We start from the raw sequence: 17,950 nt of genomic DNA, 5'->3' as shown, positions 1-17,950 counted from the left end.
GGCGCGGGCGTACGCGGCAGGGGAGGACACCGGCGCCGGCAGCAAGCGGTGTTACTCCCGGCCGGCCGACGTGTACGTCATGTCCGCGTACCGCTCCCCGGCGACCTGCCCCGCGATCGGCTCCAGCAGCGCGAGGTCCTCCTTGCTCAGCGCGATCCGCGTCGCGGCGGTGTTCTCCTCGATCCGGCTGCGCTTGCGCGTACCGGGGATCGGGACGACGGCCAGACCGCGCGCCTCGGCCTGCTGCTGCACCCAGGCCAGCGCGACCTGGCCGGGCGTCGCGCCATGGGCCTTCGCGACCTGGCGGACCGGCTCCAGCAGGGCGGCGTTGGCGGCCGCGTTGTCGCCGGTGAAGCGGGGCTGCTGACGCCGGAAGTCGTCCTCGGTCAGCTCCTTGTCGGCGCTGACGAACGAGCCGGTCAGGAAGCCGCGGCCGAGCGGCGAATACGGCACGAAGCCGACGCCGAGTTCCGCCGCGACCGCCACCACGCCGTCCTCGACGTCCCGGCTGAACAGCGACCACTCGGACTGCAGGGCCGTGATCGGGTGCACCGCGTGCGCGGCGCGCAGTTCGGAGCCGGCCACCTCGCTCAGCCCCAGGTGCTTGACCTTGCCCTCGGCCACCAGCTCGGCCATCGCGCCGACCGACTCCTCGATCGGGACGTGCACATCGCGGCGGTGCATGTAGTACAGGTCGATCGTGTCCACTCCGAGGCGCCGCAGGCTGGCCTCGACGGACTGCCGGATGTAGGCGCGGTCGTTGCGTATGACGCGCTGCGCCGGCTTCTCTGGGTCGTAGGACAGCGCGAACTTCGTGGCGAGGACGACCTCGTCGCGGTGCTCCTTCAGGAACGGGGCGAGGAACTTCTCGTTCTCCCCCATGCCGTACACATCCGCGGTGTCGTAGAGCGTCACGCCGAGTTCCAGCGCGCGCTCCAGCGTGGCCCGCGCCTCGTCGGCGTCGGTCGGGCCGTAGGCGAAGCTCATGCCCATGCAGCCGAGCCCCTGCACGCCGACCCGCGGGCCGCCGGTGCCCAGCTCGACCGTTTCGATCTTCTCGCTACCCATGGAGACCTCAGAACCTCTCGGACGCCCGCCGGGCGTCTGCATAGATGTCGATCTTGTAGTCGAGTACGTCCAGCGTGCTCTGCAGCTCCGCGATGCGCTGCCGTACGTCCTCGCGGTGCGCGGTCAGCAGCTCCTCACGCGCGGCGAAGGTGCACTCGCCCGCCCGCACCATCTCGGCGTAGCGGACCATGTCCGCGACCGGCATGCCGGTCAGCCGCAGCTTGGTCACCAGGCTCAGCCAGTCCAGGTCACGGTTGGTGAAGCGGCGCTGCCCGGTGTGCGTGCGGTCCACATGCGGCATCAGGCCGATCCGCTCGTACCAGCGCAGGGTGTGGGCGCTCAGCCCGGTGTGGTCGGCCACCTCGCTGATCGTGTACTGGTCACGGCCGGTCGGCCGCGGATGGGCGAGCGGCGCGGAACAGTCGTGCACCGGGCCCCCCGGTCCCTCGGTGCGGCCGCCCGTCCTCCCCTGCCGGTCCTCGGTCGCGAGCGCGCCGCTCATCACAGGTTCGCTCTGTGTCACCGTCATACCGCGTCTCCCCCTTCTGGATCTTCCGTCCGAGCCGTCGCCACCGGGCCGGGACGCCCGCCGGCCGCCGGCCGGGCGGAATCCCCGGTCGCCGGATTTCCTCTCGACGTCTTCAACGCTAGAGACTTCGAGTGCACTCCAAGCAAGCGCAGTCCTGACCGGAATTCGGTCGCGTTAGGCTCGGCACATGCTGAGCCTGCGGATGATCGAGAACTGGCCGGTGCCCACCGCTGCGGCCGCCGTCGTACGTGCCGACGGCACGGTGGCCGGATCCTACGGGCCCGTGGACCACCGCTTCCCGCTCGCGTCCGTCACCAAGCCGCTCGCCGCCTACGCCGCGCTGCTGGCCGTGGAAGAGGGCGCCGTCGAGCTGGACGAGCCGGCGGGACCTGAGGGGTCCACGGTGCGTCATCTGCTCGCCCACACCTCCGGCCTGGCCTTCGACGAGCAGCGCACGATGGCCGAGCCGGGCACCCGCAGGCTGTACTCCAACACCGGCTTCGAGGTGCTGGGCGACCACATCGCCAAGGCGACCGACATCCCGTTCCCGCAGTACCTCCACGAGGCCGTCCTCCAGCCGCTCGGGATGACCGCGACCGAGCTGCCCGGCTCGCCCGCCAAGGACGCCGTCTCCACGGTCGCCGACCTGACCCGGTTCGCCGCCGAGCTGCTGGCCCCGCGGCTGCTGGCCCCGCAGACGCTCGCCGAGGCGACGTCCGTGGCATTCCCCGGCCTGACCGGCGTCCTGCCCGGCTACGGCCACCAAAGGCCCAACGACTGGGGCCTGGGCTTCGAGATCCGCGGCGGCAAGGCACCGCACTGGACGGGCGCTTTCTCCTCGCCGCGCACCTTCGGACACTTCGGGCAGTCCGGCACCTTCCTGTGGGTCGACCCGGAGGCGGGTGCGGACGGCGGCGGCGTGGCCTGCGTCGCGCTGACCGACCGTGCCTTCGGTCCGTGGGCGGTCGAGGCATGGCCGCCGCTGACCGACGCGGTCCTCGCCGAACTGAGCTGAGCTGAACGACGGCCGGGGCCCGGACCGCCACCGAAGGTGCGCGCGCCGGGCCCCACGGCCGTAACGGCATCGGCCGCCCGCCCTCACCCGAAGGTCGGCTCCGGCCCCATCTCCCAGATCAGGCACTCCGCCTCGGTCACGCCCCGCAGCTCAAGCCCGTCCGCGTCCGTGATCCGGGCCGCGTCGCCGACGTCCAGCAGCTCCGCGCCGATGCGTACGGCGCCCCGCACCACGTGCACATACGCCCGCGCCGCGTCCGGGACCGCGGTGCGCTCACCGTCACCCAGACGCCGGACGTGCAGCATCGCGCCGGCGGCCGGAACCGCGTAGGGAGTGCCGTCGGCGATGCCGCGGACCACCTCGTACGACGGGTCACCGCCGACGGTGTCCGGGGTCAGCCACATCTGGACGAAGCGCAGCGGCCGGTCCGCGTCGTTGCGCTCGACGTGCCGTACGCCGCCCGCCGAGCTGAGCCGCTGGAGATCGCCGGGGCGTACCGTCGTCCCGTGGCCCGCGGAGTCGCGGTGCGTCAGCTCGCCCTCGACGACCCAGGTCACGATCTCGGTGTCGCGGTGCGGGTGCTCGTCGAAGCCGGCGCCGGGCGCCAGCCGCTCCTCGTTGCAGGCGATCAACGCGCCGAAGCGCAGGTTGTCGGGGTCGTAGTGCGGCCCGAAGGAGAACGCGTGCAGGGAATCGATCCCGGTGTCCGCGTCGTTGTCCCGGTAGCGTCCCTCGGCCCTGCGCACCTGAATCATTCCGCCACCGTAGCCCCGCCGCACACCCCCCTCGCCCCGATAGTGCAGGCTTGTCCCGTGTCTGAACCCGCTTCGCGCGACGCGCACCCGCACTACGCGACCCTCCGCCGCCTGGAGCAGTCGGCCGGCAAACTGGCGGCCGCGGCCATCGCTCGCATGGATGCCACGCTGCCGTGGTACCGCGCGATGCCACCGGAGAACCGCTCGTGGATCGGACTGGTGGCGCAGGCAGGTATCGCGGCGTTCACCGAGTGGTTCCGGCACCCCGAGACCCCCCAGGCGATCAGCACCGACGTCTTCGGTACGGCGCCCCGTGAGCTGACCCGCGCGATCACGCTGCGCCAGACCGTGGAGATGGTGCGGACCACCATCGAGGTCATGGAGACCGCGATCGACGAGGTCGCGGCGCCGGGCGACGAGTCCGTGCTGCGGGAGGCCCTGCTGGTCTACGCCCGGGAGATCGCCTTCGCCACCGCCCAGGTCTACGCCCAGGCGGCCGAGGCGCGCGGCGCGTGGGACGCCCGGCTGGAGTCCCTGGTGGTCAACGCGGTGCTCTCCGGTGAGGCCGACGAGGGCGCCGTCTCCCGCGCGGCGGCACTGGGCTGGAACTCCCCCGAACACGTCTGCGTGCTGCTCGGCACGGCCCCCGACGGGGACAGCGAACTGACCGTGGAGGCGATCCGGCGGGCAGCCCGGCACGCCAAGCTCCAGGTGCTGACCGGCGTGCTGGGCACCCGTCTCGTGGTGATCGCGGGCGGCTCGGACAACCCCCTCAAGGCCGCGAAGTCACTGATCGGCCCGTACGCCGCCGGTCCCGTCGTGGCCGGCCCGGTGGTCTCCGACCTGCTGGCCGCGACCCGCTCCGCGCAGGCCGCGGCCGCCGGGCTGCGGGCGTGCGCCGCCTGGCCGGACGCCCCGCGACCGGTCCTCGCCGACGATCTGCTGCCCGAGCGCGCGATGGCCTCCGACCCGGTCGCGCGGGACCAGCTGGTGGAGGAGATCTACAGACCGCTGGAGGAGGCGGGGTCGGCGCTGCTGGAGACGCTGAGCGTCTACCTGGAGCAGGCGAGCAGCCTGGAGGGCGCCGCCCGCATGCTGTTCGTGCACCCCAACACCGTGCGCTATCGGCTGCGACGTGTGACCGACGTCACCGGCTGGTCGCCTTCCGATGTGCGCTCCGCGTTCACCCTCCGTATCGCCCTGATCCTGGGGCGTCTGGCTGACGGCGAGACGCAACTCTAGACTTTTGTCGGACACCAACAATTCCCCCGATGGTTCTTCGTCCCTGTCCCCACGGGCGGGCGGGACCTCCCGCAAGAGAGAGTGTGAGGGTGCTCGTACTCGTCGCTCCCGGCCAAGGCGCTCAGACGCCCGGCTTCCTGACCCCCTGGCTCGACCTCCCCGGTGTCGAAGACCGGCTCCGTGAGTGGTCCGCCGCCATCGACCTGGACCTGGTCCACTACGGCACGAAGGCCGACGCGGACGAGATCCGCGACACCGCGGTGGCCCAGCCGCTGCTGGTGGCGGCCTCCCTGGTCTCCTCCCGGCAGCTGTTCGCCACCGCCGAGGACTTCACCGCACGGGTCGGCGCCACCGCCGGCCACAGCGTCGGCGAGCTCGCTGCCGCCGCGCTTTCCGGCACGCTCTCCGAGGCCGCCGCGATGTCGCTGGTGCGCAAGCGCGGGCTGGCCATGGCCGAGGCCGCGGCCGTCACCGAGACCGGCATGGCCGCGCTGCTCGGCGGCGACGAGGCCGCGATCCTGCCGCATCTGGAGAAGCTGGGGCTGACCCCGGCCAACATGAACGGCGCGGGCCAGATCGTCGCCGCGGGCACGGCGGAGCAAATCGCGGCCCTGGTCGACGACAAGCCGGAAGGCACCCGTCGGGTCGTACCGTTGAAGGTGGCCGGCGCGTTCCATACTCACCACATGGCGCCTGCTGTATCGACCCTGGAATCCGCGACCGCCGAACTGTCGGTCGCCGATCCCCACACCCGCTACGTCTCCAACAAGGACGGGCAGGTGGTCACCTCCGGCCAGGATCTGGTGCGGCGGCTGGTCGGCCAGGTGGCCAACCCCGTGCGCTGGGACCTGTGCATGGAGACCTTCAAGGAGCTCGGCGTCACCGGGCTCATCGAGGTGAGCCCCGGTGGCACGCTCGTGGGCCTCGCCAAGCGCGCCCTGCCCGGCGTGCAGACCCTCGCCCTCAAGACGCCCGATGACCTCGACGCGGCGCGCGCGCTGATCGCCGAAGTGACATCCGCTGCTGAGGCAGGGGCCGACACCGCTGCACCGGCCGAATAGGAGCGCCCCGCGCATGACATCGAAGATCAAGCCCGCGAAGGGTGCCCCGTACGCGCGGATCATGGGCGTCGGCGGCTACCGCCCGACGCGTGTGGTGCCCAACGACGAAATCCTCAAGCACATCGACTCGTCCGACGAGTGGATCCGCTCACGGTCGGGCATCGCCACGCGCCACTGGGCGAGCCCGGAGGAGACCGTCGCCACCATGTCGGTGGAGGCGTCCGGCAAGGCGATCGCCGACGCGGGCATCACGCCCGAGCAGATCGGCGGCGTGATCGTCTCCACGGTCTCGCACTTCAAGCAGACCCCGGCCGTCGCGACCGAGATCGCCCACCGCATCGGCGCGGGCAAGCCGGCCGCGTTCGACATCTCGGCGGGCTGCGCCGGCTTCGGCTACGGCCTGACGCTCGCCAAGGGCATGGTCACCGACGGCTCGGCGGAGTACGTCCTCGTCATCGGCGTCGAGCGGCTCTCGGACCTGACCGACCTGGAGGACCGCGCGACGGCCTTCCTCTTCGGTGATGGCGCGGGCGCCGTGATCGTCGGCCCCGCGGGCGAGCCGGCGATCGGCCCGACCGTCTGGGGCTCGGAGGGCGACAAGTCCGAGACGATCAAGCAGACCGTGGCCTGGGATGCCTACCGCACCACCCCGGTGCCCGGCGGCCAGGGCCCCGAGGAGCGCACCGCTCCGGAGGACATCCGCTACCCCGCCATCACGCAGGAGGGGCAGGCCGTCTTCCGGTGGGCGGTGTTCGAGATGGCGAAGGTCGCCCAGCAGGCGCTGGACGCGGCCGGAGTCAGCCCGGAAGACCTGGACGTCTTCATTCCGCACCAGGCCAATATGCGGATCATCGACTCGATGGTGAAGACTCTGAAGCTGCCGGAGAGCGTCACGGTCGCCCGTGACGTGGAGACCACCGGCAACACCTCGGCCGCCTCGATTCCGCTCGCGATGGAGCGGCTGCTGGCGACCGGACAGGCCAAGAGCGGCGACACCGCGCTGGTCATCGGCTTCGGGGCGGGTCTCGTATACGCCGCGACGGTCGTTACCCTCCCCTAGGCGAAGATCTGCGCAGCGCCCTACGTCTTCGTACGATTCGGCCGCTGTACAGGGCTTCACCGCAATATCCGCAGTTTTCCCCAATATGAAGGAGCGCCATCATGGCCGCCACCCAGGAAGAGATCGTCGCCGGTCTCGCCGAGATCGTGAACGAGATCGCCGGGATCCCCACCGAGGACGTCCAGGTGGACAAGTCCTTCACCGATGACCTGGATGTCGACTCGCTGTCCATGGTCGAGGTCGTCGTCGCCGCTGAAGAGCGCTTCGACGTGAAGATCCCGGACGACGACGTCAAGAACCTCAAGACGGTCGGCGACGCGACCGAGTACATCCTGAAGCACCAGGGCTGATCCAGCCGCTGCGCATGTCGCCACCCCGCGGTGGCGCCGTCGATTCAGACCCCTCTACCCGTGGAGTAAGAATTCCCGTGAACGCGACCAATCGCACCGTGGTCGTCACCGGTATCGGCGCAACCACACCGCTGGGTGGCGACAGCGCTTCGACCTGGGAGGCACTGCTCGCCGGCCGGTCCGGTGTGAGCAGCCTCGACCAGGACTGGGCCGCTGAACTGCCCGTCCGCATCGCCGCGCAGGCGGCCGTCGACCCGGGTGAGGTTCTCCCCCGGGCGCAGGCCCGCAAGCTGGACCGTTCCGCGCAGTTCGCGCTGATCGCGGCCCGCGAAGCGTGGGCGGACGCCGGTTTCACCGCCAGGGCCGGTGAGGACGCCTCCGTCGACCCCGACCGGCTCGGCGCCGTCATCGCCTCCGGTATCGGTGGCGTGACGACCCTGCTCGGCCAGTACGACGTGCTGAAGGAGAAGGGCGTACGCCGCGTCTCCCCGCACACCGTGCCGATGCTGATGCCCAACGGTCCGTCCGCCAACGTCGGCCTGGATGTGAACGCCCGCGCGGGTGTGCACACCCCGGTCAGCGCCTGCGCGTCCGGTTCCGAGGCCATCGGCTACGCCATCGAGATGATCCGTACGGGCCGTGCCGACATCGTCATCGCGGGCGGTACGGAAGCGGCCATCCACCCGCTGCCGATCGCCGCGTTCGGCAACATGATGGCGATGTCGAAGTCCAACGACGACCCGCAGGGCGCCTCCCGCCCCTACGACTCGGCGCGCAACGGCTTCGTCCTCGGTGAGGGCGCCGGCGTCATCGTGCTGGAGTCGGCCGAGCACGCCGCCAAGCGCGGCGCCCGGGTCTACGCCGAGGCCGTCGGTCAGGGCATCTCCGCCGACAGCCACGACATCGTGCAGCCCGAGCCCTCCGGCAACGGCATCGCGCACGCCCTGCAGAACCTTCTCGACGCAAGTGACCTGGACCCGGCCGAGGTCGTGCACGTCAACGCGCACGCCACCTCGACCCCGCAGGGTGACCTGGCCGAGCTGAAGGCGCTGCGCAAGGTCTTCGCCGACGACGTCGACCACATGGCGATCTCCGGTACGAAGTCGATGACCGGCCATCTCCTGGGCGGCGCGGGCGGCGTCGAGACGGTTGCCTCGATCCTGGCGCTGTACCACCGGGTGGCACCGCCGACGATCAACATCGAGAACCTCGACCCGGAGGCCGACGCGGACATCGTCCGCGACGAGCCCCGCAAGCTCCCCGCCGAGGGCCGCATCGCCGCGCTGAACGACTCGTTCGGCTTCGGTGGTCACAACGTCGTGCTGGCGTTCCGCACCATCTGATCGCTCCGCACGTCCCGAGGGCCCGCCCGGTCACACCGACCGGGCGGGCCCTCGGCGTGTCCTGCCGCCCGGATCAGCGGTCGACGGCGGCGAAGTGCACGGCCGCGGCGTCCTCCTCGCCGTGGCCGAGTTCCTCCGAGCGCCGCAGCTGCTCCGCTGCCGCCTCCGCCAGGCCCAGCCGTACGCCGGCCTGCCGGGCCGCCTCGGTGATCAGCCGGGCGTCCTTGCGCGCCGCGGAGACCGTGAAGCTCGGCGGGTAGTCGCCGGAGAGGATCAGCTCGGCCTTCATGTGCAGGTAGGGCACGTCGAGCGGCCCGCCGGCGACCGCGGCGAGGAAGTCCCGCGGGTTCACACCGAGCCCGTCCGCGAGCGCGAGGGCCTCGCCGGTGCCGTTGATGAGGGTCAGCACCCAACTGTTGAGGACCAGCTTGAGGCGGCTCGCGGCCCCGGCCGCACCGTCCTCGCCGACCCACTGCGTGGCGCGCCCGACGACGTCGAAGATCTTCGCCGCCCGCTCCCGCACGTCCGGCGGACCGGCCGCCAGAATCGTCAACTCACCCTTCTCGGCAGGCGCTTTCGTGCCCAGGACGGGGGCGTCGACGAACACGAGCCCCTGCTCCCGGGCGAATTCCGCGAGCGGGGCGATCCCGTCGATGCCCACCGTGCTCATCTGGAGCCACAGCGTGCCGGCGGCCGGCCGGGGGACGGCCTGCCGCAGGGCGTCGAGCACGGCGGGGCCGTCGAGCAGCATCGTGAGCACGACCGCCGCGCCGTCGACCGCCTCCCCGGGCGTGTCGGTGACGCGTACCCCGTCGGCGGCCAGCGGCTCGGCCTTGGCGCGGGTCCGGTTCCAGGCCCGGACGTCCAGGCCGGCGCGGGCGAGATGACGGGCCATCGCGCTGCCCATGATTCCGGTGCCGAGCACCGCTACTGAGGTGTTGTCAGCCATGGCGGCACGCTAGGGCGTGGAGCGGGCTCGAAGGCAAGCGCGACACCGGCGGGCCCCGCCCCGCCGGAGGCGGGCGTCAGACGACCTGGTGCAGCCAGCGGACGGGGGCGCCCTCGCCGGCGTAGCGGAACGGCTCCAGCTCGTCGTCCCATGGCTTGCCCAGCAGCTTGGAGACCTCGGCGGCCAGCTCGGTCTCACCGCGCGCCGAGCGGGCGACCGCGGCCCGCAGCCGGTCCTCGGGGATGAGGATGTCGCCGTGGATGCCCGTGACGGCGTGGAAGATGCCCAGGTCGGGGGTGGCGCTGTAGCGCTCGCCCTCGGCGGTGGAGCAGGGTTCCGCGGTCACCTCGAAGCGCAGCAGGTGCCATCCGCGCAGCGCGGAGGCCAGCTTGGAGGCCGTGCCCACCTCGCCCTGCCAGGAGAACTCCGCTCTCCAGGTGCCGGGGGAGGCCGGCTGGCGGATCCAGTCGAGATTGACGCGCACGCCGAGGACGCCCGCCACGGCCCATTCGACGTGCGGGCACAGCGCGCGCGGAGCGGAGTGGACGTACAGAACTCCACGTGTCGTCACCGGGACCTCCAGTGCGGTTCGAGGTTCGCCTTCCCCAGCGGCCTCGTGCCCGTTCCGGATGCGGTCGGGACAGCTGCTGACATTCTGCCCCAGTGATCACTTCGGCACCAGCATGCGAGGTGACCTACAGTAAACACCATGAGACTTAATTTGCCGCAAAAGGGACAGGAAATGACGTGATGTAATTTGTCTGAGCCGACTACACATGCCCTTCAGGTCACCGCCCGCCAGGCATGGGGCAAAGCTACCGCGCGGTGCCGGTCGACCGGGTGACGTACCGTCGGTACCGGAAGAGATATCACTCGCACGCCTGAGGGGACAGGGGATGACGCAGATCGATCGGCGCTTTCGCCCTCGGCGTGACCGGTCCTCCGCCCTCGTTCCCCTTACCGCGGCCGCCACCGGCGTCGCCCTGCTGGTCAGCCTGGCCGGCTGCTCCTCCGACGACAACTCCGCCTCCCCGCACGCCAGCTCGACGGTCACACACCCGGCCGTCAAGGCCGGGCCCGTCTGGAAGACCGACCCCCGATCGATCGCCGCGCTCGGCGACTCCATCACGGTCGGTTTCGACGCCTGCACCGTCCTCTCCGACTGCCCTGAGGTCTCCTGGGCCACCGGCACCGACCCGAAGGTCGACAGCCTCGCCCGGCGGCTGCTGAAGAACCCCGCCAAGCACAGCTGGAACCACGCCAGGACCGGCGCGCTGATGAGCGATCTCCCCGAGCAGGTAGAGGAGGCCGCCCGCCGGGACCCCGAGCTGGTCACGGTCCTCATCGGCGCCAACGACGCCTGCCGCAACGATGTGCGCGCGATGACGCCCCGAGCCTCCTTCCGCGCCGACTTCGCCGCCTCGATGAAGAAGCTGCGACGCGCCCTGCCGCACACCCAGGTCTATGTCGCCGCGGTGCCCGACCTGCTGCGGCTGTGGTCGGAGGGCCGCAAGAACCAGCTGGGCAAGCAGGTGTGGAAGCTGGGGATCTGCGGCGCGATGCTGCGCGACCCGGACGATCTGACGAAGGCGGCCGAGGACCGGCGCCTGGAAGTCCGGGACCGCGTGATGGAGTACAACACCGACCTCAAGGACGTCTGCCGCGAGGACCCGCTGTGCCGGTTCGACGCCTCGGTCTTCGACTACCGCTTCACCGGGCAGCAGTTGAGCACCTGGGACTGGTTCCACCCGGGCCTGCAGGGTCAGAAGGAACTGGCGGCGCTGGCCTACCGCGCGATCACCCGCGAGGAGCCGAAGGCGTAGGGCCCGCGCACCGCGGCCCGGGAGAGTTCGTGCCGCATCCACGGGCATAGGCTCGCGCCCATGAGCACGCAGGTCGGTACGGAACTCTTCGGCACGCTGGACGACGGCACCGCCGTCCACCGCTGGACGCTGGCATCGGGCGGGCTGCGGGTCGCCGTCCTGACGTACGGCGGCATCGTCCAGAGCATCGAAACCCCGGACCGGGACGGGAAGTCCGGCCAGGTGGCGCTGGGGTTCGCCGGTCTCGCGCCCTACGCCGCGGACAGCGGCTCGTACTTCGGCGCGTTGGTCGGGCGCTACGCGAACCGGATCGCCGGGGCGTCCTTCGCCCTCGACGGCCGGGTCCACGCCCTCGCCGCGAACGCCGGGCCGCACAGCCTGCACGGCGGCGCGCGGTGCTTCTCCCGCGTGGTGTGGGACGCCCGTCCGGTCGAGAACGGCGTGGAGTTGCACCGGGTCAGCCCCGACGGGGAGGAGGGCTTCCCTGGCAGTCTTCACGTGCGCGTGACGTACACCCTGGGTCCCGGCGGTTCGCTGCGCATCGCCTACCGGGCGCACACCGATGCCCCGACGGTCGTGAACCTCACCAACCACACCTATCTCAACCTCGGTGGTGACGGCAGTGGCAGCGCCGCGGGCCATCTGCTGCGCCTGGCCGCCTCCCGCTACACACCCGCCGACGACACCGGCATCCCGCTGGGCGGCGAGCCCGCCGAAGTCGGCGGGACCCGCTTCGACTTCCGTACGGCGCGCGCGGTCGGCCGCCCCTACGACCACAACTTCGTCCTGGACGGCGGCGTGACGCCGGAGCCCCGCACCGTCGCGGAGCTGTACGACCCGCTCTCCGGCCGGGCGTTGGAGCTGGCCACCACGGAACCAGGGCTCCAGCTCTACACCGCCGACCACCTCGACGGCTCCCTGACGGGCGCCTCGGGGGCTCCGTACGGGCCGGTGGCCGGGCTCGCGCTGGAGACCCAGCACTTCCCCGACTCACCGCACCGCCCGGACTATCCCACCACCGCCCTCCGGCCGGGCGAGACCTTCCGCTCGGAGAGCGTCTACACCTTCTCGACGCGCCCCGGAGCGACCGGCCACGAGTGAGTTCCTCGGGGCACCCCTAGGGGTGCGGCCGGGGAAGGTCATCCGCTTCGGGGAGGAACGGGGCGGGCGGGGGCTGAAGGATGGGTGCGGTCGCTTCAGCCGCCTGCCTCCGGGAGACCTCTCGCCATGACCCGCCTCCGCCCGCTCCGTCTCGTCCTGCCCTGTGCCGCCACGGCCGCCCTGCTGACCGGCTGTTCGCTGACGGACCTCGGCCCGGGCACGAAGGCGGAGCGTACGTACCGCGTGGACGGCGCGGTCACATCCCTGGCGGCGACGACGCACGGCGGGAACATCGAGATCGTGCCGGTGGACGCCGGCGGATCGGTCAAGGTCACCGAGAAGTACGTCTACGACGGGCAGAAGCCGACGCCGACGCACTCGGTCAAGGGCGGCCGGCTCACGCTCACGGCTGACGACTGCGACGACGCGGAGGGCCGGTGCGAGGTGGGCTACAAGGTGCTGCTGCCGCGCGGCGCCTCGGTCGATCTGCACACCAGCGGCGGCAACATCACCGTCCGCGGAGCCGCCGGCGGTATCGCGGCGGAGACCAGCGGCGGCAACATCACCGTCACGGACTCCGCCGCCCGCACGGCGAAGGTGCGGACCAGCGGCGGGGACGTCGACGTCGCCCTCACGACGGTGCCCGACGAGGTGTCGGGCAGGAGCAGCGGAGGGGACGTCACCATCCGGCTGCCGAAGGGCTCGTACGCGATCGACGCCTCCACCAGCGGCGGCACCCGCAAGGTCACCGTCCCCACCGGCGGCAGCTCCGCGCACACGGTGGAGGCGGAGACCAGCGGCGGCGATGTGTCGGTGGTGCCCTCCTGAACGGTGGCGACGCACCCCGCGACCCGGCGCCACCGCTCCTCACTCCCCGGCGACGGTGACCTCCGCGGCCAGCCGTCGGTCCTCGACGCTGTGCGCCGCCTCGACGCGGTAGACGCCCGGCACCCGGGCCCAACGGCCCTCCGGGTGCCGGATCGCGAAGGCGCGGTGCGGCAGCGGGATCTCGGCCTCGACCCTCTCGCCGGGGCCGGCCTCGACGGCGGCGAAGCCCGCCAGCCAGCGGTCGGGCCGTCCGAAACCCTCCTGGGTGCTTCGGTCCACCGGGGCCAGATAGATCTGCACGACCTCTCGGCCCGCCCGCTCCCCCGTGTTGCGCAGCCGGACCCGGACCGACTCCGCGGTGGTGTCCAGCGCTTCGTACTCCCAGTCGGTGTAGCCCAGACCGTGGCCGAAGGCGTACGCGGGCGCCGTCCCGGACCGCTGCCAGGCCCGGTAGCCGATGAACAGGCCCTCGGAGTACGGCAGTGCGCCGTCCTCGGGGGTGACGCGGGTGACCGGGGCGTCCTCCAGGCGGGCCGGCCAGGTGGTGGGCAGGCGGCCGCCTGGTTCGTGGGCGCCGAGCAGGACGTCGGCCAGTGCCGCCCCGGCCTCCTGGCCGGGGAACCAGCTCAGCAGTACCGCCGGGACCGCCTCGCGCCACGGGAGTTCCACCGGGGAGCCGGAGTTGACCACCACGACGGTGTGCGGGTTGGCGGCGGCGACACGGGTGACCAGCTCGTCCTGACGGCCCGGCAGCCGCAGATGGGTGCGGTCGAAGCCCTCGGACTCGACCTCCTCGGTGGTGGCGACGACGACCACCGCGACATCGGCGCCCGCCGCCGCGCGGACCGCCTCCTCGATCTCGGCATCCGCGTCGCCCCGCGGTGCGCTGTGTCCGAGGGCGAAGTTCAGTGCGTCGATGTCCGAACCCAGGCCCGTGCCGGCCGGCGCGTATCGCAGCGTCACCGCGACCTGTTCACCGGCCGTCAGCGGCACCTGCACCCGCCGCTCGACGGGATGCATGAACGCCTCGAACGGATCGCCGCCCTCCGGGGCGCAGTGGCCGTCGAAGAGGACCGCGCCGTCGACGGTCAGCCGCAGCGTGCCGGTGCCGGAGACGGCGAGGGTGTGGCTGCCGGTGGTCTGCGGGGTGAAGCCGCCGGTCAGCTCGACCGCGCCGAGAGTCTCCTGGGTGACGCCCTCGGGGAACCTCCCCATCACCAGCACCCCGCCGTCGGAACGGTGTTCCTCCAGGAGGAGTTGACCGTCCGCGGTGAGGTAGCGGACGCGCAGCGCGAAGCCCTCGCGGGCGTGCGGGACGCGGGTGCGGGGGTCGGCGCCTGCGGCGAAGGTGACCTCGACCTCCTCAGGGAGCGCGGCGCACAACCCCGCCAGCGGGGAGACGACACGCTCGGGGAAGACGGTGGCGGAGCCGCCGCCGAGCACCCGGGTGTCGCGGGCGGCCGCCCCGATGACGGCGACCTTGCGGACCGCGGCGGCGTCGATCGGCAGCGTCCGGCGCGCGACGCCCACCGGCTCGTTCCGCACCAGGACGAAGGAGCGCCGGGCGATCTCGCGGGCCATCGCCGGGCCGTCGATCCCGCGCGGCACGGCCTCGGGGTCGACGGCGGCGGGCACTCCGGCCAGGCAACCGGTGCGGGCGGCGAGCAGCAGCACCCGCCGGACCGCGGCGTCCACCTCGGGCTCGGCCACCTCACCGGCGCGTACGGCGGCGGCGAGCGGGGCTCCGAAGACGGTGCGGGGGCCGGGCATCGCCACGTCGAGGCCGCCGCGCAGGGCGCGCACGGTGTGGCGGGCGGCCGTCCAGTCGGAGACGTTGCAGCCGTCGAAGCCCCATTCGCCGCGCAGGACGTCGTTGACGAGGTGGTGGTGCTCGGTCATCGTCGAGCCGTTGACCTGGTTGTAGGCGGTCATGATGCCCCAGGGGCGGGCGTTTTCGACGAGGTGGGCGAAGGGCGCGAGGTAGAGCTCGTGCAGGGGGCGCGGGGCGATGCGGTTGTCGACGGTGAGCCGGTCGGTCTCGGCGTCGTTGCCGACGAAGTGCTTGACCGTGGTGCCGACACCGCCCTCCTGCACTCCGCGGACGTACCCGGTGCCGATCGCGCCGGTGAGCAGCGGATCCTCGGAGTAGCACTCGAAGTGGCGGCCGCCGAGGGGTGAGCGGTGCAGGTTGACGGTCGGGGCCAGCAGGACGTGGACGCCCTTGCGGCGGGCTTCCTGGGCGAGGAGGTGACCGGCGCGGCGGGCCAGTGCGGGGTCCCAGGTCGCGGCCAGCGCCGTGGGGCTGGGCAGGACGACCGAGTGGTCCGCCGCGCTCCACTCCTGGCCGCGCACCCCCACGGGGCCGTCGGACAGCACCATCGAGCGCAGTCCGATGGCGGGGACGGCCGGCAGCGTCCACATGTCCTGGCCGGACAGCAGCGCGGCCTTGGTGTCGAGGTCGAGGGCGGCGAGCGCCTTCTCCACCGCAGCGGCGTGCGCGTCCGCGCGGCCGGCCGGGGCGGTGGCGCGGTGGTCGGCGTGGGGCTGGTCGGACATACGACACTCCCTGCGTGTGCGGTCGGTCCCTCGGCGCATTCTTCCGCACCGACCGTGTGCGCAGTAGGCGACGTTATCGTAGCGTTATCTTGCCCTCCGAGCGGTCGCCCGGTGGGGTTACGCTCGGCCGGTGACCGGGAGAGAGCAGAGCCCGCCCCGCGGCAGCCGGCTTGGCGGCGGGCGGGCGGCACAGCGCGCGGAGCGGCGGGAGTCCATCCTGCGGTCCGCCATGGAGCTGATCGCCGAACGGGGCTATCGCAGCACGTCGTTGGCCGCCGTCGCCGAGCGTGCCGGACTGACCCAGCAGGGTCTGCTGCACCACTTCCCGACGAAGGAGCTGCTGCTGGTCGGCGTCCTGGAAGCCCGCGACCGCTGGGACCTGGCCTCCGCCGCGGCGGCCTCCGGCGTCGGGCGCACCGAGCTCCTCGCGCAGCTCGTCGACTACAACGCCACCCGCCCCGGCATCGTCCGCACCTATACCGTCCTGTCCGGCGACAGCGTCACCGAGGGTCACCCGGCCCGCGCGTTCTTCGAGTCCCGGTTCCGGGCGGTGCGGGAGGCGTTGGCCGATGCGCTGCGGGCGGAGTTCGGTGAGGTACTGCCCGGCGGGCTGACGCCGGAGCGGGCCGCGCCGCTGCTGGTCGCCGTGATGGACGGATTGCAGCTCCAGTGGCTGCTGGACCCGGAGGACGTGGACATGCCGGCGTCGTTCCGGGACTTCCTGGTGTTGCTCGGTGCGGGCGAGGAGCCGGCCGATCGGCCCGACGGCCCGTCGACCGCCGGCTGAGCGGCTTGCGGCAGGACGTGGTGGCGCCGGAGAGCCGGTAGGAAGGCGGCCGTCCACCGGCTCCCCGCCCTCTACCGCCCCACGGCCCCCACCGGCTTTACTCACCCCCATGAGACCCCTACGCACCCGGCTGAGCGCGCTCGGCGTCGCGCTGCTCGCCGCCGCTCCCCTGTCCCTGACGGTCCCGGCCTCAGCGGCGCCCGTCGGCACTCGCGCGGATGCTTCCGCCACCACGGTGGAGGAGGAACGCCTGCCCCAGGCCGCCCCGCAGGAGATTCTGCGCCGCAGCGGATTCGACCGGTGGCAGCCGGAGTTCGCCCGCGGACTGGCGCGGATGGCGACGTACCCGGAGGCGAAGCGGTATGTCGCGGGTGAAGGACGAGCACTGTGGAAGCGGGCGGTGGACCGGGCGCAGGGCCGCGGACCGGCGGGCGGCGATCTGAGCCGGGACGACGACCGTCCGCTGTACTGGGCACGACTCGCCATGACCAGGGAACTGCGGGGGTGGCAGCCGGGGTTCGGCTTGAGCGATGAGCAACGGGCAGCGTTGGTAGGCGCGTTGGAGCGGACCTCGCGCGGCCAGGACTCCATCGATCTGCCCGCAGGGCGACGCGTTCTGCGGGTGGTCGTGACCGGATTCGACCCCTTCCAGCTGGACGCCGACGCGCGCCGGAGCAACCCGTCGGGGGCAGCTGCGCTCGCGCTGGACGGGACGACGGTGCGCACCGCGTCCGGGCGGCCGGCGCGGATAGAGACGGCGGTCTTCCCGGTGCGGTGGGCCGACTTCGCGGGGAGCCCCTCGCACGCCCCGGACAGCGGGATGGCGGAGACCGTGGAGCGCACCCTGCTGCCGCACTTCCGGCGCGGACCGCGGCAGGCGGACCTGTTCACCACCGTCAGCCAGGGCGGGCCGGGCCGCTTCGACGTCGAGCGGACCAACGGGGCCTGGCGCGGCGGCTATCCGGACAACGTGCGGGTGTCCCGTACCGAAACCGTCCCGATCCCGGACGGCGTGCCGACGGTGCGGCCGCAACCGCAGTGGACGACCACCAGCCTGCCCTACCGGCAGATCGTCGCCGCGGGAACCGGGCCGTTCCCGGTGATCGACCACACCACCGTCACCGAGATCCCCGCCGGCGGCACCGGGCCGGTCGAGCGGCCGGACGGCCCGACGCCGGGATCCACCGCCCGCGCCGGGGGCGGCGGCAACTACCTGTCCAACGAGATCGCCTACCGGGCGACGCTGCTGCGGGACGCGGTGCGGCCGTCGCTCGCGGGCGGGCATCTGCACACCCCGGTGCTGGCGTTCGGCGCCGGCAACACCGACCCGGGCGGACAGGTGACCGACCCGGACTTCGTCCGCAACCGGATGGCGATCACCGGGCAGGTGCGGGAGATCGTGACGGTGGCGGCGTCGGCGGTGGACGCGCGGCGGTAGGCCGGGACGCGGGTGGGGGAACGTGCGGCGGGCGCATCCTCTCCC

Annotated in this window: 17 protein-coding genes; 11 read left to right on the top strand and 6 right to left on the bottom strand. The window is 72.4% G+C overall.

Features of this window, described 5'->3' with window-relative positions:
- Nucleotides 1–51: 51 nt before the first annotated feature.
- Nucleotides 52–1,068 (bottom strand): aldo/keto reductase, encoded by a 1,017-nt coding sequence (locus ACH4FH_RS23275; RefSeq protein WP_398557789.1) that lies wholly within the window; start codon nt 1,066–1,068, stop codon nt 52–54.
- A gap of 7 nt (nt 1,069–1,075) precedes the next feature.
- Entirely contained in the window at nt 1,076–1,597 is a 522-nt protein-coding gene (locus tag ACH4FH_RS23270) for a MerR family transcriptional regulator (protein ID WP_398557788.1), read from the bottom strand.
- A gap of 187 nt (nt 1,598–1,784) precedes the next feature.
- Here ACH4FH_RS23270 and ACH4FH_RS23265 point away from each other — a divergent pair, with 187 nt between their 5' ends.
- Nucleotides 1,785–2,612, top strand: coding sequence for a serine hydrolase domain-containing protein (locus ACH4FH_RS23265; protein ID WP_398557787.1), 828 nt, complete (start codon nt 1,785–1,787; stop codon nt 2,610–2,612).
- An 83-nt stretch (nt 2,613–2,695) separates the two neighbouring features.
- On the opposite strand, the gene ACH4FH_RS23260 is transcribed toward ACH4FH_RS23265, so the two are convergent.
- The gene (locus tag ACH4FH_RS23260; RefSeq protein WP_398557786.1) at nt 2,696–3,367 is read right to left on the bottom strand and encodes a pirin family protein; all 672 of its coding nucleotides are present in this window, start codon (nt 3,365–3,367) and stop codon (nt 2,696–2,698) included.
- A 57-nt stretch (nt 3,368–3,424) separates the two neighbouring features.
- Here ACH4FH_RS23260 and ACH4FH_RS23255 point away from each other — a divergent pair, with 57 nt between their 5' ends.
- The 5 genes from ACH4FH_RS23255 to ACH4FH_RS23235 all read left to right on the top strand — a co-directional run bounded on the left by ACH4FH_RS23255 (nt 3,425) and on the right by ACH4FH_RS23235 (nt 8,423).
- Nucleotides 3,425–4,609 carry a PucR family transcriptional regulator gene (locus ACH4FH_RS23255; RefSeq protein ID WP_393891999.1) on the top strand — a complete coding sequence of 395 codons (1,185 nt, stop codon included), beginning with the start codon at nt 3,425–3,427 and terminating at the stop codon, nt 4,607–4,609.
- Nucleotides 4,610–4,698: 89 nt separating this feature from the next.
- The gene (locus tag ACH4FH_RS23250) at nt 4,699–5,670 is read left to right on the top strand and encodes an ACP S-malonyltransferase (protein ID WP_398557785.1); all 972 of its coding nucleotides are present in this window, start codon (nt 4,699–4,701) and stop codon (nt 5,668–5,670) included.
- Between the two features lie 13 nt (nt 5,671–5,683).
- Nucleotides 5,684–6,730, top strand: a complete 1,047-nt coding sequence (locus ACH4FH_RS23245; protein ID WP_398557784.1) for a ketoacyl-ACP synthase III — start codon at nt 5,684–5,686, stop codon at nt 6,728–6,730.
- A gap of 101 nt (nt 6,731–6,831) precedes the next feature.
- Entirely contained in the window at nt 6,832–7,080 is a 249-nt protein-coding gene (locus tag ACH4FH_RS23240) for an acyl carrier protein (RefSeq protein WP_018088056.1), read from the top strand.
- A gap of 77 nt (nt 7,081–7,157) precedes the next feature.
- Entirely contained in the window at nt 7,158–8,423 is a 1,266-nt protein-coding gene (locus ACH4FH_RS23235; protein WP_398557783.1) for a beta-ketoacyl-[acyl-carrier-protein] synthase family protein, read from the top strand.
- A 73-nt stretch (nt 8,424–8,496) separates the two neighbouring features.
- On the opposite strand, the gene ACH4FH_RS23230 is transcribed toward ACH4FH_RS23235, so the two are convergent.
- Together ACH4FH_RS23230 and ACH4FH_RS23225 are read right to left on the bottom strand one after the other, a co-directional pair.
- Nucleotides 8,497–9,372 carry an NAD(P)-dependent oxidoreductase gene (locus ACH4FH_RS23230; protein WP_398557782.1) on the bottom strand — a complete coding sequence of 292 codons (876 nt, stop codon included), beginning with the start codon at nt 9,370–9,372 and terminating at the stop codon, nt 8,497–8,499.
- A gap of 76 nt (nt 9,373–9,448) precedes the next feature.
- Nucleotides 9,449–9,943 carry a DUF3145 domain-containing protein gene (locus ACH4FH_RS23225; protein ID WP_393891995.1) on the bottom strand — a complete coding sequence of 165 codons (495 nt, stop codon included), beginning with the start codon at nt 9,941–9,943 and terminating at the stop codon, nt 9,449–9,451.
- Nucleotides 9,944–10,268: 325 nt separating this feature from the next.
- On the opposite strand from ACH4FH_RS23225, the gene ACH4FH_RS23220 reads away from it, so the two are divergent.
- From ACH4FH_RS23220 to ACH4FH_RS23210, 3 genes are all read left to right on the top strand, one after another.
- Entirely contained in the window at nt 10,269–11,195 is a 927-nt protein-coding gene (locus ACH4FH_RS23220; protein WP_398557781.1) for an SGNH/GDSL hydrolase family protein, read from the top strand.
- A gap of 60 nt (nt 11,196–11,255) precedes the next feature.
- Nucleotides 11,256–12,296 (top strand): aldose epimerase family protein, encoded by a 1,041-nt coding sequence (locus tag ACH4FH_RS23215; RefSeq protein ID WP_398557780.1) that lies wholly within the window; start codon nt 11,256–11,258, stop codon nt 12,294–12,296.
- Between the two features lie 126 nt (nt 12,297–12,422).
- Complete coding sequence (locus ACH4FH_RS23210) at nt 12,423–13,124, top strand: DUF4097 family beta strand repeat-containing protein (RefSeq protein ID WP_398557779.1); 702 nt, start codon at nt 12,423–12,425, stop codon at nt 13,122–13,124.
- Nucleotides 13,125–13,163: 39 nt separating this feature from the next.
- Here the strand turns inward: ACH4FH_RS23210 and ACH4FH_RS23205 are convergent, their stop codons facing one another.
- Complete coding sequence (locus ACH4FH_RS23205) at nt 13,164–15,680, bottom strand: glycoside hydrolase family 3 protein (protein WP_398557778.1); 2,517 nt, start codon at nt 15,678–15,680, stop codon at nt 13,164–13,166.
- 130 nt (nt 15,681–15,810) lie between these two features.
- Here ACH4FH_RS23205 and ACH4FH_RS23200 point away from each other — a divergent pair, with 130 nt between their 5' ends.
- Nucleotides 15,811–16,467: a TetR family transcriptional regulator gene (locus ACH4FH_RS23200; RefSeq protein WP_398557777.1), complete on the top strand. Its 657-nt coding sequence runs from the start codon at nt 15,811–15,813 to the stop codon at nt 16,465–16,467.
- A gap of 109 nt (nt 16,468–16,576) precedes the next feature.
- Complete coding sequence (locus tag ACH4FH_RS23195) at nt 16,577–17,905, top strand: pyroglutamyl peptidase (RefSeq protein ID WP_398557776.1); 1,329 nt, start codon at nt 16,577–16,579, stop codon at nt 17,903–17,905.
- Nucleotides 17,906–17,950 lie beyond the last annotated feature (45 nt).

The sequence above is a fragment of the Streptomyces sp. NPDC017993 genome (genome assembly GCF_044328065.1).
Lineage (GTDB): Bacteria > Actinomycetota > Actinomycetes > Streptomycetales > Streptomycetaceae > Streptomyces.
The sequence above is the reverse complement of the archived record's forward strand: the minus strand, read 5'-3'. Positions and strand labels throughout refer to the sequence as shown.

What these genes read in the sequence shown, in the direction of transcription:
- ACH4FH_RS23275 (WP_398557789.1), bottom strand. Translation starts at nt 1,068, where the DNA reads ATGGGTAGCGAGAAGATCGAAACGGTCGAGCTGGGCACCGGCGGCCCG.
- ACH4FH_RS23270 (WP_398557788.1), bottom strand. Translation starts at nt 1,597, where the DNA reads ATGACGGTGACACAGAGCGAACCTGTGATGAGCGGCGCGCTCGCGACC.
- ACH4FH_RS23265 (WP_398557787.1), top strand. Translation starts at nt 1,785, where the DNA reads ATGCTGAGCCTGCGGATGATCGAGAACTGGCCGGTGCCCACCGCTGCG.
- ACH4FH_RS23260 (WP_398557786.1), bottom strand. Translation starts at nt 3,367, where the DNA reads ATGATTCAGGTGCGCAGGGCCGAGGGACGCTACCGGGACAACGACGCG.
- ACH4FH_RS23245 (WP_398557784.1), top strand. Translation starts at nt 5,684, where the DNA reads ATGACATCGAAGATCAAGCCCGCGAAGGGTGCCCCGTACGCGCGGATC.
- ACH4FH_RS23240 (WP_018088056.1), top strand. Translation starts at nt 6,832, where the DNA reads ATGGCCGCCACCCAGGAAGAGATCGTCGCCGGTCTCGCCGAGATCGTG.
- ACH4FH_RS23230 (WP_398557782.1), bottom strand. Translation starts at nt 9,372, where the DNA reads ATGGCTGACAACACCTCAGTAGCGGTGCTCGGCACCGGAATCATGGGC.
- ACH4FH_RS23220 (WP_398557781.1), top strand. Translation starts at nt 10,269, where the DNA reads ATGACGCAGATCGATCGGCGCTTTCGCCCTCGGCGTGACCGGTCCTCC.
- ACH4FH_RS23215 (WP_398557780.1), top strand. Translation starts at nt 11,256, where the DNA reads ATGAGCACGCAGGTCGGTACGGAACTCTTCGGCACGCTGGACGACGGC.
- ACH4FH_RS23210 (WP_398557779.1), top strand. Translation starts at nt 12,423, where the DNA reads ATGACCCGCCTCCGCCCGCTCCGTCTCGTCCTGCCCTGTGCCGCCACG.
- ACH4FH_RS23205 (WP_398557778.1), bottom strand. Translation starts at nt 15,680, where the DNA reads ATGTCCGACCAGCCCCACGCCGACCACCGCGCCACCGCCCCGGCCGGC.
- ACH4FH_RS23195 (WP_398557776.1), top strand. Translation starts at nt 16,577, where the DNA reads ATGAGACCCCTACGCACCCGGCTGAGCGCGCTCGGCGTCGCGCTGCTC.